The sequence below is a fragment of the Aestuariivirga sp. genome, assembly GCF_047602625.1.
GTDB lineage: Bacteria > Pseudomonadota > Alphaproteobacteria > Rhizobiales > Aestuariivirgaceae > Aestuariivirga.
Genome location: NZ_JASGGV010000002.1, coordinates 2,881,782 through 2,894,274 on the forward strand (window position 1 = coordinate 2,881,782; position 12,493 = coordinate 2,894,274).

Consider the following 12,493-nt stretch of genomic DNA (forward strand, 5'->3'; position numbering starts at 1 on the left):
CTTTGCGGTCCTTAACCGGAAATGCCCGCTGAACAGCCGTTCTGGAAGACGAAAACCCTGGCCGAAATGGACCGCGCGGAGTGGGAATCCCTCTGCGATGGCTGCGGCCGCTGCTGCCTGAACAAGCTGGAAGACGAGGATAGCGGCGAATTTCTCTATACCCGCGCCGCCTGCAAATTGCTGGATCTCAAGACCTGCCGCTGCACGGATTATCCCAACCGCTCGCGGATCGTGCCGGACTGCGTCACCTTGACCCCGAAGAATGTTCCGGAACTGGGCTGGCTTCCCAATACCTGCGCCTACCGCCTGCTGTCGGAAGGAAAATCCCTGCCATGGTGGCATCCGCTGGTTTCGGGCCGGGCCGAGACGGTGACGGAAGCCGGGATCAGCGTAGCGGGCGAGGCCTATTCAGAGGAAGGCCTTAGTGTTGACGATCTTCTTGACCACATCTGGCGGCTTCCGAAGGCACGGCGCAAACTGAACCGATGAAATACCTGCTGATCTCCCTGCTGCTCTGGTGCGCAGCGGCCTTTCCCGCCCATGCGGAGGAGGCCAAGGCGCTGAAAGGCGTGGCGCTGGTCATCGGCCAGTCGAAATACAGCCATCTTCCCGCCCTGCCCAATCCTGCCAATGACGCCAAATCGATCGGCGACCTGCTGGAGAAACTGGGCTTTGAGGTCACCGCCGTCAGCGACCGGGATGGAAAGAAGCTGAAGCGCGATCTCGAACGCTTCAGCGAGGATGCCGAAGGGGCTGATGTAGCGCTGGTCTATTATTCCGGCCACGGCATCGAGGCGGGCGGCGACAACTGGCTGGTGCCCATCGATGCGGATGTCTCTTCGCTCGAAGATGTGGAGAAGACACTGGTGCCCCTGAGCGCCACGCTGGACGAACTCAAATCCACCGTGCCGGTCACCATCTTCCTTGTCGATGCCTGCCGCTCCAATCCCTTCCCGCCGGGCGCTCTGGCGAAGAAGGATGGAAAGCCCGTGGAAGTGGCAGCCGGAGGGCTGGGCACGCCGCGCGGCTTCGCGCCGGTTGGAAGCGACTCCAGCGAAACGCTGGGAACGCTCATCGGCTATGCCGCGGAGCCGGGCCAGCCGGCGCTCGATGGCGCGCCCGGCGAGAACAGCCCCTATGCGGCGGCGATCCTCCGCCACCTCTCGGCCCTTCAGGGCCAGGAGTTCGGGCTGGTCATGCGCATGGTGACGGAGGAAGTCTATCTCAAGACCGGCACGAAGCAGCGGCCATGGGTGAACGAGAGCCTGCGGAAGCAGCTCTTCTTCGGCGCACCCGGGCAGGAGGACGACAGCCCGGAAGGCCAGATCACCGGTGAGCGCCGCAAGCTGCTGCTGACGATTTCCGATTTGCCCGACGCCGAGCGCAAGAAGGTGGAGGACATCGCCAAATCCGGCGGCGTGCCGCTCGATACGCTTTATGGCGTGCTGAAGGCGCTGGGCGAGAAGGACCTTCCGAAAGACCCGGCCCAGCTCGATGCGCTGCTGAAGGCGCAGGCCGCCCGCCTCAAGGACATGGTGGGCGAGCAGAATGCTCTGTCCACGGATGATCCGGAACTGGCGAAGCTCGTCTCAGCTTCCGATCAGGCGCTGAAGGAAGGAGCCATCGAGACGGCGCGCAAGTTCCTCGAACAGGCCAAGGCCCATATCGAGCAGGGCCGCGCCACCATCGAGACGGTGGAGGCGAAGCTCAAGGCCAAGAAGATCGCCAATGCCGAAGTGATGGACAAGAGCGCCGCCGCCGCCGAACTCGATTTCGACTTTCTCGCCGCCGCCAAGGACTACAACGCCGCCTTCGACTGGGTGAAGAATGAAGACCCGCTGCTGGCTGCGAAGTATCTGACCCGGCAGGCCGATGCGCTGCAATCCCACGGCACCCAGAAAGGCGATACGGAGTCGCTTCATGCCGCCGTGACGCTCTATCAGCTCGTCTATCGCGAGGTTCCGCCCGAAGGCCAGCGCATCCAATGGGCGAAGACGCAGAACAACCTCGCCAACACCTATCTGCGGATCGGTGAAATTGGGACGGGTACGGACGATCTCGATAGGGCGGTGGCGATCTACCGCGACATCCTCGCGCCCGGCGGCGGGTTGGACGGGCAGGAAGGCATCGCCATCACGCAATCCAATCTCGGCATTGCACTGCATGATCTGGCGCTCCGCCGCAATGACGCGGATCTCTTCGCGCAATCGCGGACCGCCTTCCTCGCCTCGATCGCTGCGCGTGGCCGAGACGCCGACCCGCTTTCGTGGGCGCAGGCCACTGTCAATCTCGCCAGCCTCGATTTCGATATGGCCTCGCGCAGCGGCGATGTGAGCGGCATCAAGGGGGCGGCGGCGGAGATCGAGGAGGCGCTGACCGTTTTGACGCGCGCCCAAAGCCCGGTACTGTGGGCCAAGGCCAAATTCAATCTCGGCATCGCCTATCGCGTGCAGGGGGCCAATGCCCATGACGTGTCACTGATCGAGAAGGCGATTGCCGCCTACACGCAATGCCTGGAGGTGTTCGACCGCAAGACCTTCCCGCTCGACTGGGCGCAGGCGCAGGCGAGCCTCGCCATCGCCATGACCAACAAGGGGGCGATGAGCGGTGACATCAATCAGATCGCCAAGGCCATTCCGGTGTTCAAGCTGGCCTTCGAGGAAATGACCAAGGAACGGGTTCCCGATTTCTGGGCCCGCACCATGAATTCCTACGGGCTGGCGCTGCAGGTGGTGGGCAGCATGAACCGCGACGAGGCGCTGACGGAACAGGCGGCGGAGGCATATCGCGGTGCGCTCACCGTGCGCTCGCGCGAGGTGAACGCCGTGCAATGGGCGGAAACGCAGGCGCTTCTCGCCTCCACCACCTCGGCGCTCGCGACCTCGAAGGGCGATATCAAGATGGCGGATGAAGCCGTGGCCGCCTATCGCGCCACGCTTGAGGTCTATACGCGCGACAAGTTCCCCGACCAGTGGCGCTCATCCTCCGCCGGTCTCGCGACAACGCTTCAGGGCAAGGGGATTTTTGAAAAGGGCGACGCCTCGATGAAGGAGGCGGAAGTGGTCCTGCTGCAGGTGCTCGATGCGACGTCAAAGGAGAAGGCGCCCCTCGACTGGGCTTCCGCGATGAAAGATGTCGCCACCATCCAGTTCATGCTGGGCACCAAGCATATGGTGAAGGCCGAGGTGGAGCAGGCGCTCGCCAGTTACGATAAATCCATCGCGGTCTATCAGCAGTACGGCAGCTTCATGGACAAGCTGATGATCACCCAGATGCGCAACACCGCCGCGCAGGCGCTCACCATTTTCAAGTGACATCAGGCGTCGGCGGTCTCCAATCCGTCCTCAAGCTGGCCGCCGGAATGGGCGTGCGCGGTGCCGGTCTTGGCGGTGGGGCGGATTTTCGGCTCGCGCACCAGGGAGGCCGAATCCTTGACGAGCTGATCCAGCCCCTTGCCGCCCGCCGCAATGTAATCGAGGAAGGCGACGCGCATGCGCGGCTCCCAGAAGCGGTTGATGTGATCGGCCACTTCCTTCACCGCCTCCTCGTGCGGATAGCTCTGGAAGAAGGCGGCGATCTGGTTGGCCATGCGGACCATGTCGGAAACTTCCATGGGATCAATCCTTGTCGAAGATCATCACGCCGCGCGGCGCGCGGGCGGCAAGTTTGAGATGGGCGATGCGCGCCAGCGTGAGCGCAAGTGCGGTGGGCGCAGAAACAGTTGCCAGTGCGCCAATGCCGGCGAGCGCGCATTTCTGCACCAGTTCGAATGAACAGCGGCTGGACATCGCCACGAAGCCGGAACGCGGGTTGATGCCGCCCCGCGCCATGGCGCCGATCAGCTTGTCCAGCGCATTGTGGCGGCCCACGTCCTCGCGCACAAGCTGAATTGATCCGTCCACGGAGCACCAGGCGGCGGCATGGACGCTGCGGTTGACGGCGTTGATCGGCTGGCGGCCGGGGAGCGCGGCGAAGGCGCGCGCGATGGCCTCTGCTTGGAAGTCCACATCGGGAACGCGGGCGCCGGGCATGCGGATGGCGTCGCCGATATCTTCCACGCCACAGAGCCCGCAGCCGGTGCGGCCTTCGAGGCTGCGCCTGACCATGCGGTCCTGATTGAGGCGAGCCTCGTCAACCGCAATATCGGCGGCAATGCCGTCATCGGTGGGAAGCGCCAGCACGCCGCGAATATCGGATGCGCGGGAGATGATGCCCTCGGCCAGCGCGAAGCCAACCGCGAAATCCTCGAGATCGGCGGGCGTCGCCATCATCACCGCATAGGGCTTCGAATTGAACTGGATCGCCACCGGCGTTTCTTCCGGCACCTGCCACGAGACGCACTCCGGCCCATGCTCCGTGTACAGAGTTCCGCGGGCTAAGCTGGAACCTCTCTCTTCCTCCCGCGGGGCATGAGGGGAAGCGGCGGTGTTACTCCGCCGCGACAAGGGGTTTCACCGCGATGCGCTTGTTCCCGTCCTCGCGGGCCTCCCACTCCTTCTGCCACTCCGACTGCATGTTGGAGAGCGTAACCTGCACCGCCGTCACCTTGTATTCAGGGCAGTTGGTGGCCCAGTCGGAGTTATCCGTGGTGATGACATTGGCGCCCGTCACCGGGTGGTGGAAGGTCGTGTAGACGACGCCCTGAGGCATGCGGTCTGAAATGATCGCCCTGAGCGAGGTGGCGCCGATGCGGCTGGCGAGTGACACCATCTGCCCGTCGCGGATGCCGCGCAGCTCCGCGTCATGCGGATGGATTTCCAGAACGTCCTCCGGGTGCCAGGCCACGTTGCCGGTGCGCCGCGTCTGCGCGCCGACATTATATTGCGAGAGGATGCGGCCCGTCGTGAGGATGAGCGGGAAGGAGCGGTTGGTGCGCTCGGGCGTGGGCACGAATTCGGTGATCATGAAGCGGCCCTTGCCGCGCACGAAGCCGTTTACATGCATGAGCGGCGTGCCGTTCGGAGCCTTCTCGTTGCACGGCCACTGGACGGAACCCATCTCCTCGATCTTGGCGAAGGAGACGCCCGCAAAGGTGGGCGTGACATGGGCGATCTCGTCCATGATCTCGGAGGGATCAGTGTAGCTCATGGGATAGCCCATGGCGGTGGCGATCTCGCACACCGCCTGCCATTCATGCTTGCCCTGCATTGGAGCCTTGACCATGCGCACGCGGTTGATCCGGCGCTCGGCATTGGTGAAGGTGCCGTCCTTCTCGAGGAAGGAGGTGCCGGGCAGGAACACATGGGCGAAGGCGGCGGTTTCGTTCAGGAACAGATCCTGCACCACCAGGCATTCGAGAGACTCAAGAGCCGCGTTCACATGCTTGGTGTTGGGATCGGACTGGGCAATATCCTCGCCCTGCACGAACATGCCCTTGAATGTGCCTTCGACGGCGGCGTTGAACATGTTGGGAATGCGGAGGCCGGGCTCGGAGTCGAGCGAGGTCTGCCATACTTGCTCGAACATCTGGCGCACCGCGTCGTCGCTCACATGGCGGTAGCCGGGGAACTCATGCGGGAAGGAGCCCATGTCGCAGGAGCCCTGAACATTGTTCTGTCCACGGAGCGGATTGACGCCCACGCCATTGCGGCCGACGTTGCCGGTGGCCATGGCGAGGTTGGCCATCGCCATCACCATGGTGGAACCCTGGCTGTGCTCGGTGACGCCCAGGCCATAATAAATTGCGCCATTGCCGCCGGTGGCGAAGAGGCGCGCGGCGGCGCGGACATCGGCGGCGGGAACGCCGGAGACGCTCTCCAGCGCCTCGGGCGAATTCTTCTTGTCCTTGATGAAGGCTTCCCAGCGCGCGAACTCCATGGTGTCGCAGCGCTCGTTGATATAGGCGCGGTTCTCGAGCCCTTCGGTGAGGATCACATGCGAGAGCGCATTCATGACCGCGACATTCGTGCCGGGCAGAAGCGGCAGGTGATAGTCGGCCTTGATGTGGGGCGAGCGCACCATGTCGGTGCGGCGCGGATCGACGACAATCAGCTTCGCACCGGCCCTCAGACGCTTCTTCATGCGCGAGGCGAAGACGGGATGGCCGTCCGTCGGATTGGCGCCAATGACCATGATGACATCGGACTCGGCGACCGACTTGAAATCCTGCGTGCCAGCCGAGGTGCCGAAAGTCTTGGAGAGGCCGTAGCCGGTGGGCGAATGGCAGACGCGGGCGCAGGTATCGGTATTGTTGTTCTTGAACGCCGCGCGGATCATCTTCTGCACCACATAAACTTCCTCATTGGTGCAGCGGGAGGAGGTGATGCCGCCGATCGAGGTGCGGCCATATTTCTTCTGGATGTCGGTGAACTTCTTCGCGGTGAAAGAAATCGCCTCGTCCCACGACACTTCGCGCCACGGATCGGTGATCCGTTCACGGAGCATCGGCTTGGTAATGCGGTCCTTGTGGGTAGCGTAGCCCCAGGCGAAGCGGCCCTTCACGCAGGAATGGCCCTCATTGGCACCGCCGTCCTTGTAGGGCACCATGCGGACGACTTCATCGCCCTTCATCTCGGCCTTGAAGGAACAGCCGACGCCGCAATAGGCGCAGGTGGTGACCAGCGAATGTTCGGGCTGGCCCAGCTTGATGACCGACTTCTCGGTGAGCGTGGCGGTGGGGCAGGCCTGAACGCAGGCGCCGCAGGAGACGCATTCGGAATTGAGGAAATTCTCGTCCATGCCGGCCGAGACGTGGGAGGCGAAGCCGCGCCCGTCGATGGTGAGCGCGAAGGTGCCCTGCACTTCCTCGCAGGCGCGGACGCAGCGCGAGCAGACGATGCACTTGGCGGGATCGAAGGTGAAATAGGGGTTCGACTGATCTTTCGCCTTGAAGCGGAAATTCTCCTCGCCATCGCTCTTGCGGGCGAAGACGTGATTGTCGCCCTCATAGCCATAGCGCACTTCACGCAGGCCCACGGCGCCCGCCATGTCCTGCAGTTCGCAATCGCCATTGGCGGCGCAGGTGAGGCAGTCCAGCGGATGATCGGAGATATAAAGCTCCATCACGCCCTTGCGGAGCTTGGCCAGCCGGTCCGTCTGTGTACGGACTTTTATGCCGGGAGCGACGGGCGTGGTGCAGGAGGCGGGCGTGCCCTTGCGGCCCTCGATCTCGACGAGGCAGAGGCGGCAGGAACCGAAGCTGTTGAGCGAGTCCGTGGCGCAGAGCTTGGGGATCTTGGTGCCAAGCTCCATGGCGGCGCGCATGATGGACGTGCCTTCGGGCACCGTGACGGCGTGGCCGTCGATCTCCAGCGTCACCATATTGGGCGAGGCAACGGCTGGCGTTCCGAAGTCGGTTTCCTTGATGAGGGTCATGGGCTTCATGGCGTCACTCCGCAGCTTGCAGTTTGGCTGGCCGGTCGAAATCTTCAGGGAAGTGCCGGACGGCACTCATGACCGGCATGGGGGTCAGGCCCCCCATGGCGCAGAGCGACCCGTCGGTCATGGTCTGGCAGAGATCGGAGAGGATTTCGAGATTCTCCTCGCGCTCCTGGCCTGAGATGATGCGGTCGATCACCTCGACGCCGCGCGTCGAGCCGATGCGGCAGGGCGTGCACTTGCCGCAGGATTCGATCGTGCAGAATTCCATGGCGAAACGGGCCTGCTGGGCCATGTCGACGGTATCGTCGAACACCACCATGCCGCCGTGGCCCACCATCGCGCCCGCTGCCGCGAAGGTTTCGTAATCCATGGGCATGTCGAATTGCGAGGCGGGAACGTAGGATCCCAAGGGACCGCCCACCTGCACAGCGCGCGCCGGGCGGCCGCTGAAGGTGCCGCCGCCATAGACATCGATCAGTTCACGGAGCGTTACGCCGAAGGCCTTTTCGACGAGGCCGCCATGCTTGATGTTTCCGGCAAGCTGGAAAGGCAGCGTGCCGCGCGAGCGGCCCATGCCGTAGTTCTTGTAGGCCGCAGCGCCTTTGCTGAGAATATAGGGCACGGCGGCGAAGCTCAGCACATTGTTGATGACGGTGGGCTTGCCGAACAGGCCGTTGAGCGCCGGGATGGGCGGCTTGGGGCGCACCATGCCGCGGCGGCCTTCGAGGCTTTCGAGCATCGCCGTCTCTTCGCCGCAGATATAGGCGCCAGCCCCCCGCCGGACTTCGAGCGTGAAGGATTTATCGGTACTCTGAATATTCCGTCCCAGCCAGTTTGCTGCTTCCGCCGCCCTGATCGCCTGCTTCATGGCGGCGATGGCATCCGGATATTCCGAGCGGATATAGACGAAACCTTTGGGGGCCCCGGTGGCGATGCCGGCGATGGTCATGCCCTCGATGAGCATGAGGGGATCGCCCTCCATCACCATGCGGTCGGCGAAAGTGCCGCTGTCGCCCTCATCGGCATTGCAGCAGACATATTTCTGTTCGGCCCTGGCGTCGTGGACGGTCTTCCACTTGATGCCGGTGGGAAAGCCCGCCCCGCCGCGCCCGCGCAGGCCCGACTCCGAAACCTCCGCCACGATGGCCGTGCCTTCAAGCGTGAGCGCTTTCCTGAGCCCGTCAAATCCTCCGTGTGCGGTATAATCGACGACGGACACCGGATCGGTGATGCCGCAGCGCGCGAAGGTGAGGCGCTCCTGGTTCTTGAGATAGGGATGATCCTCGATCAGCCCCAGCGCCAGCGGATGATTGGCGCCTTCATGGAACTTCGCCGCGAACAGCGACGCGACATCGGACACCTGCACCGGCCCATAAGCCACACGGCCCCGGGGCGTTTCCACCTCGACCATCGGCTCAAGCCACAGGAGGCCGCGCGAACCGTTGCGGATAATCTCGACGCCGATCTTCCGCAGCACCGCCTCGGTGGCGATGGCGGCGGCAACCTCATCCGCGCCCATCGAGCGGGCGGCGGAATCGCGGGGGACATAGACCTTGATCATGCCCGGAGCTCCGTGGCGATCGCTTCGAACTTCCGCGCATCGACGCGGCCAATGAGCTTCTCATCCACCATGATGGCGGGCGAGAGCGCGCAATTGCCGAGGCAATAGACCGCCTCCAGCGTGATCGCGCCATCAGAGGTGGTTTCGCCGAAGCCGATCTGCAAGCTCTTGCGGATCGCCGCCTCAAGCGCCCGGCCGCCCATCGACTGGCAGGCTTCGGCGCGGCAGACCTTCACCACATGGCGGCCCGCCGGAGCGCGGCGGAACTCGTGATAAAAGGTAACGACGCCATGGACTTCCGCCCGCGACAGGTTCAGCGCCTTGGCAAGCGCGGGGAGGGCGGCTTCGGCGATGAAGCCTTCCTCATGCTGCAGGTCATGCAGAATTTCGAGGAGCGCGTCGGGCCGGTTGCCGTGACGCTGGGCCATTGCCGTGGCCGCCTGCGCGGCGGGAGGCAAGGCATTGATCAAAGTGGTTTTTCCGGTCATGCGGTTTTATGCCCGAAAATATGGCGGAACGCCAATCGCCCCGGCCTATGGGATGATAGGCACGAATGATGGAATCGTTCAAAAGTTCTTTGCTGCCGCGAACAGCGCCGTGATGAGGGGCGACAGCGGCTCGCGGCTGATCGCCACCAGGCCGACCGTGTGCTGCACGTGCGGTTCCACCAGCGGCACGGCGAGGATTCCCTGCATCGGCCCCAAAACATTGAGGAAATTCTCCGGCATGATGCTGGCCAGCCCCATCGAACGCACCGAGGCGAAGAGATTCATGATCGAATTCGTCTCAAGCCGGGGCGAGGGGTGGGCCTGGGCGGAGAGGAAGGCACGGTCGACAATCCGGCGGTTCTGTCAATCGGAATGGGGGGTTACATCGGCGGCCGGTCACTGGAAAAGGTGGCGGGCCTGGTCTTTCCTGAGGGGGTGAAGAAAGCGTCGGGCAAGGGTTGAATTCCCTGTGCCGGGTGCTGATTTTCTAGTCTGTGACGGAAGTCACATTCCCGTTCATCCGCCATTCAGTTAACGGCGGCTAGAACGGACGGCAGAAAGGAGACCGGAGCCCGTGCTTAAGCTGTGCCGTGCCGTTGCGATTGCCGCGACTGCTGCCGTTTTGGCCGCCGGTCCCGCCCTTGCGCAAGTAAAAATCATGGTGCCGACCGTCAGGGTAGCCCCCACGGTGAAGGTTGCACCGGTGCCGACGGTCCGTGTCGCACCGCCGACGGTTCGCATCATTCCACCCTCCATGGCACTGCGGAACATAAAGCAAATCATGCCGCAGGTTCAGATCCTGAATGTGGCGCCGCGCGGCGCTGGCTATGTTGTCAAGGTCAAGGACGGTGCTACTGTGCGCCAGATCAGGGTGGATGGGGCGACGGGTGCCGTATCGCCCTGACCACGGCCCTTATCCGCTTTGACAGGAACCTGACATGCGCCTGCTCGTCGTCGAGGACGATCCCGATCTCAACCGTCAATTGGTCTCTGCCCTTCAGGATGCGGGCTATGTCGTCGACAAGGCCTCGGACGGCGAAGAGGGCCACTACCTTGGCGAGACGGAACCGTATGACGGTGTGATCCTCGATCTGGGCCTTCCTGTTTTGGACGGCGTGAGCGTTCTGGAAAAATGGCGGCGCGCCGGCAAGAAAATGCCGGTGCTGATCCTGACCGCCCGCGACCGCTGGAGCGACAAGGTGGCGGGCTTCGATGCCGGCGCTGACGACTACGTGGCCAAGCCCTTCCACATGGAAGAAGTGCTGGCGCGCCTGCGGGCGCTGCTTCGGCGGAGTGCCGGCCATGCCACCAGCGAACTGGCCTGCGGGCCCTTGCTGCTCGACACCAAAAGCGCGCGCGTGACGGTCGACGGCACGGCGATCAAGCTTACGTCTCTTGAGTTCCGGCTGCTCTCCTATCTCATGCACCATAAAGGCAAGGTGGTGTCGCGTACCGAACTGGTCGAGCATCTTTATGACCAGGACTTCGACCGCGACTCCAACACCATTGAAGTCTTCGTGGGCCGCCTGAGAAAGAAGCTCGGCGTCGACGTGCTCCACACCATCCGCGGCATGGGCTATTGCGTGTCCGAGCCGGACAATGCGGGCTAACTCACTCTCCCTTCGCCTTCTTCTTTCCTCTGCCCTCGTCAGCCTCGTGCTGCTGGCCGCCGCCGCCATTCTGCTGGGCGGATTGTTCCAGGCGGCGTTGGAGCGCAATTTCGACCAGCGCCTGCGCGCCGTGATGGACGGCCTGCTGGCCAATGTCGATCTCGACGACAAGGGATCGCCCGAACTCACAACGCAGCTGGCTGACACGCGATTCAGCCTGCCGCTTTCGGGCTGGTATTGGGAAGTGGAGCCGCCGCCCGGCAAGGGCCTGACTGATCTCGCATCCGACTCGCTGCTCGAACAGCGGTTAAAGCCTGATCCATCGCTGCTGAAGACCCGCGACAAGGACGGCATTGCCGCATTCAATCTCGATGATTCCAACGGCACCAAGCTGCGGGCCATACAGCAGAGCTTCAAGCTGCCGGGCAGCGATAATGAATTTTCCTTTCTGGTGGCCGGCAATTTCGATGAGTTGAAAGACGAAATCGCGGCCTTCCGCCAAACGCTGTTCGGCGTGCTGGTGCTGCTGGGCCTCGGGCTTCTCGCCGCTGTATTTGTTCAGGTGCGCTTTGGCATGCGGCCCTTGCGCGTGCTGCAGGAGCGGCTGACGGCGATCCGCGAGGGCAAGGCGGAAAAGCTCGAAGGGCAGTTCCCGACTGAAATCCAGCCGGTCGCGGATGAACTCAATCTTCTCATCCAGTCCAATTCCGAAATCATCGACCGCGCGCGCACGCAGGTGGGAAATCTCGCCCATGCGCTGAAGACGCCGCTCAGCGTTCTCACCAACGAAGCCAATGCGCACAAGGGCCAGCTTGCGGCGAAGGTGACTGAGCAGGCGCAGGTCATGCGCGACCAGGTGAGCCTTTACCTCGACCGGGCGCGGCGCGCGGCGCGCGCGCAGGGCTTGGGCGCCGTGACCGAGGTGCAACCGGTCCTCGACGGGTTGGCGCGCACCCTGCAGCGTATCTTCCGCGACAAGGGCGTTGAGATTGCCGTCGATTGCGCGCCGGGATTGAAATTCCGCGGCGAGCGGCAAGACCTTGAGGAGATGGCCGGCAATCTGCTGGACAATGCCTGCAAGTGGTCAACGAAGCGCATCGAGGTTTCTGCCCAGCCGGTAAAGGAGCCGTCTGCCGACGGCCGCCAGTGGATGATGCTCACCGTGGATGACGATGGTCCCGGCCTTCCCGCCGAAAAACGCGCCGAGGCCGTGAAGCGCGGGCGGCGGCTGGACGAGACGAAGCCAGGCTCTGGACTGGGCCTCTCGATCGTCACCGAGACGGCGCAGATGTACAGCGGCATGTTGAGCCTTGATGATTCACCCGCCAAGGGGTTGAGAATCCAGATCAAATTACCCGCTGCAATGTAGAATAGTGTTCGTATGTTGATTTTCGCGTCAACTGCAACTAGATATTGGCTGTCCATCCAAAATCTGGAGTGCGCGTCTTTGCGGACGCCGGGACTGCGTGTTGTCCGTAAGGTTACCCCCGGTCGCGGACTTCACTTGCCGGGAG

11 protein-coding genes are annotated in these 12,493 nt (G+C 63.3%); 5 read left to right on the top strand and 6 right to left on the bottom strand.

Annotated elements, in window-relative coordinates; all coding sequences use genetic code 11:
• The first annotated feature begins 21 nt into the window (after window positions 1-21).
• Entirely contained in the window at window positions 22-489 is a 468-nt protein-coding gene (locus QM694_RS19355; RefSeq protein WP_415008540.1) for a YcgN family cysteine cluster protein, read from the top strand.
• Entirely contained in the window at window positions 486-3,314 is a 2,829-nt protein-coding gene (locus QM694_RS19360; RefSeq protein ID WP_415008541.1) for a caspase family protein, read from the top strand. Before QM694_RS19355 ends, QM694_RS19360 begins: the two co-directional genes overlap by 4 nt.
• A 2-nt stretch (window positions 3,315-3,316) precedes the next feature.
• On the opposite strand, the gene QM694_RS19365 is transcribed toward QM694_RS19360, so the two are convergent.
• The 6 genes from QM694_RS19365 to QM694_RS19390 form a co-directional block, all read right to left on the bottom strand.
• Complete coding sequence (locus QM694_RS19365) at window positions 3,317-3,613, bottom strand: formate dehydrogenase subunit delta (RefSeq protein ID WP_415008542.1); 297 nt, start codon at window positions 3,611-3,613, stop codon at window positions 3,317-3,319.
• A 4-nt stretch (window positions 3,614-3,617) separates the two neighbouring features.
• Window positions 3,618-4,325, bottom strand: a complete 708-nt coding sequence (fdhD, locus tag QM694_RS19370) for a formate dehydrogenase accessory sulfurtransferase FdhD (RefSeq protein WP_415008543.1) — start codon at window positions 4,323-4,325, stop codon at window positions 3,618-3,620.
• Window positions 4,326-4,428: 103 nt separating this feature from the next.
• Window positions 4,429-7,314 carry a formate dehydrogenase subunit alpha gene (gene fdhF / locus QM694_RS19375; protein ID WP_415008667.1) on the bottom strand — a complete coding sequence of 962 codons (2,886 nt, stop codon included), beginning with the start codon at window positions 7,312-7,314 and terminating at the stop codon, window positions 4,429-4,431.
• 13 nt (window positions 7,315-7,327) lie between these two features.
• Window positions 7,328-8,881, bottom strand: a complete 1,554-nt coding sequence (locus tag QM694_RS19380) for a formate dehydrogenase beta subunit (protein ID WP_415008544.1) — start codon at window positions 8,879-8,881, stop codon at window positions 7,328-7,330.
• Window positions 8,878-9,369, bottom strand: coding sequence for a formate dehydrogenase subunit gamma (locus tag QM694_RS19385; RefSeq protein ID WP_415008545.1), 492 nt, complete (start codon window positions 9,367-9,369; stop codon window positions 8,878-8,880). The genes QM694_RS19380 and QM694_RS19385 overlap by 4 nt, the downstream gene beginning before the upstream one ends.
• 78 nt (window positions 9,370-9,447) lie before the next feature.
• Entirely contained in the window at window positions 9,448-9,720 is a 273-nt protein-coding gene (locus QM694_RS19390; protein WP_415008668.1) for a LysR substrate-binding domain-containing protein, read from the bottom strand.
• Between the two features lie 223 nt (window positions 9,721-9,943).
• Between QM694_RS19390 and QM694_RS19395 the strand changes: the two genes are divergently transcribed.
• Genes QM694_RS19395 through QM694_RS19405 form a run of 3 tightly spaced genes read left to right on the top strand, consistent with a single transcriptional unit; the run spans window position 9,944 to window position 12,348 of the window.
• On the top strand, window positions 9,944-10,273 hold the full coding sequence (locus QM694_RS19395; protein WP_415008546.1) for a hypothetical protein: 330 nt from the start codon (window positions 9,944-9,946) through the stop codon (window positions 10,271-10,273).
• Window positions 10,274-10,307: 34 nt separating this feature from the next.
• The gene (locus QM694_RS19400) at window positions 10,308-10,979 is read left to right on the top strand and encodes a response regulator transcription factor (protein WP_415008547.1); all 672 of its coding nucleotides are present in this window, start codon (window positions 10,308-10,310) and stop codon (window positions 10,977-10,979) included.
• Window positions 10,969-12,348, top strand: a complete 1,380-nt coding sequence (locus QM694_RS19405) for an ATP-binding protein (protein ID WP_415008548.1) — start codon at window positions 10,969-10,971, stop codon at window positions 12,346-12,348. The genes QM694_RS19400 and QM694_RS19405 overlap by 11 nt, the downstream gene beginning before the upstream one ends.
• Window positions 12,349-12,493 lie beyond the last annotated feature (145 nt).

What these genes read in the sequence shown, in the direction of transcription:
- QM694_RS19355 (WP_415008540.1), top strand. Translation starts at nt 22, where the DNA reads ATGCCCGCTGAACAGCCGTTCTGGAAGACGAAAACCCTGGCCGAAATG.
- QM694_RS19360 (WP_415008541.1), top strand. Translation starts at nt 486, where the DNA reads ATGAAATACCTGCTGATCTCCCTGCTGCTCTGGTGCGCAGCGGCCTTT.
- QM694_RS19365 (WP_415008542.1), bottom strand. Translation starts at nt 3,613, where the DNA reads ATGGAAGTTTCCGACATGGTCCGCATGGCCAACCAGATCGCCGCCTTC.
- fdhF (WP_415008667.1), bottom strand. Translation starts at nt 7,314, where the DNA reads ATGACCCTCATCAAGGAAACCGACTTCGGAACGCCAGCCGTTGCCTCG.
- QM694_RS19380 (WP_415008544.1), bottom strand. Translation starts at nt 8,881, where the DNA reads ATGATCAAGGTCTATGTCCCCCGCGATTCCGCCGCCCGCTCGATGGGC.
- QM694_RS19385 (WP_415008545.1), bottom strand. Translation starts at nt 9,369, where the DNA reads ATGACCGGAAAAACCACTTTGATCAATGCCTTGCCTCCCGCCGCGCAG.
- QM694_RS19400 (WP_415008547.1), top strand. Translation starts at nt 10,308, where the DNA reads ATGCGCCTGCTCGTCGTCGAGGACGATCCCGATCTCAACCGTCAATTG.
- QM694_RS19405 (WP_415008548.1), top strand. Translation starts at nt 10,969, where the DNA reads ATGCGGGCTAACTCACTCTCCCTTCGCCTTCTTCTTTCCTCTGCCCTC.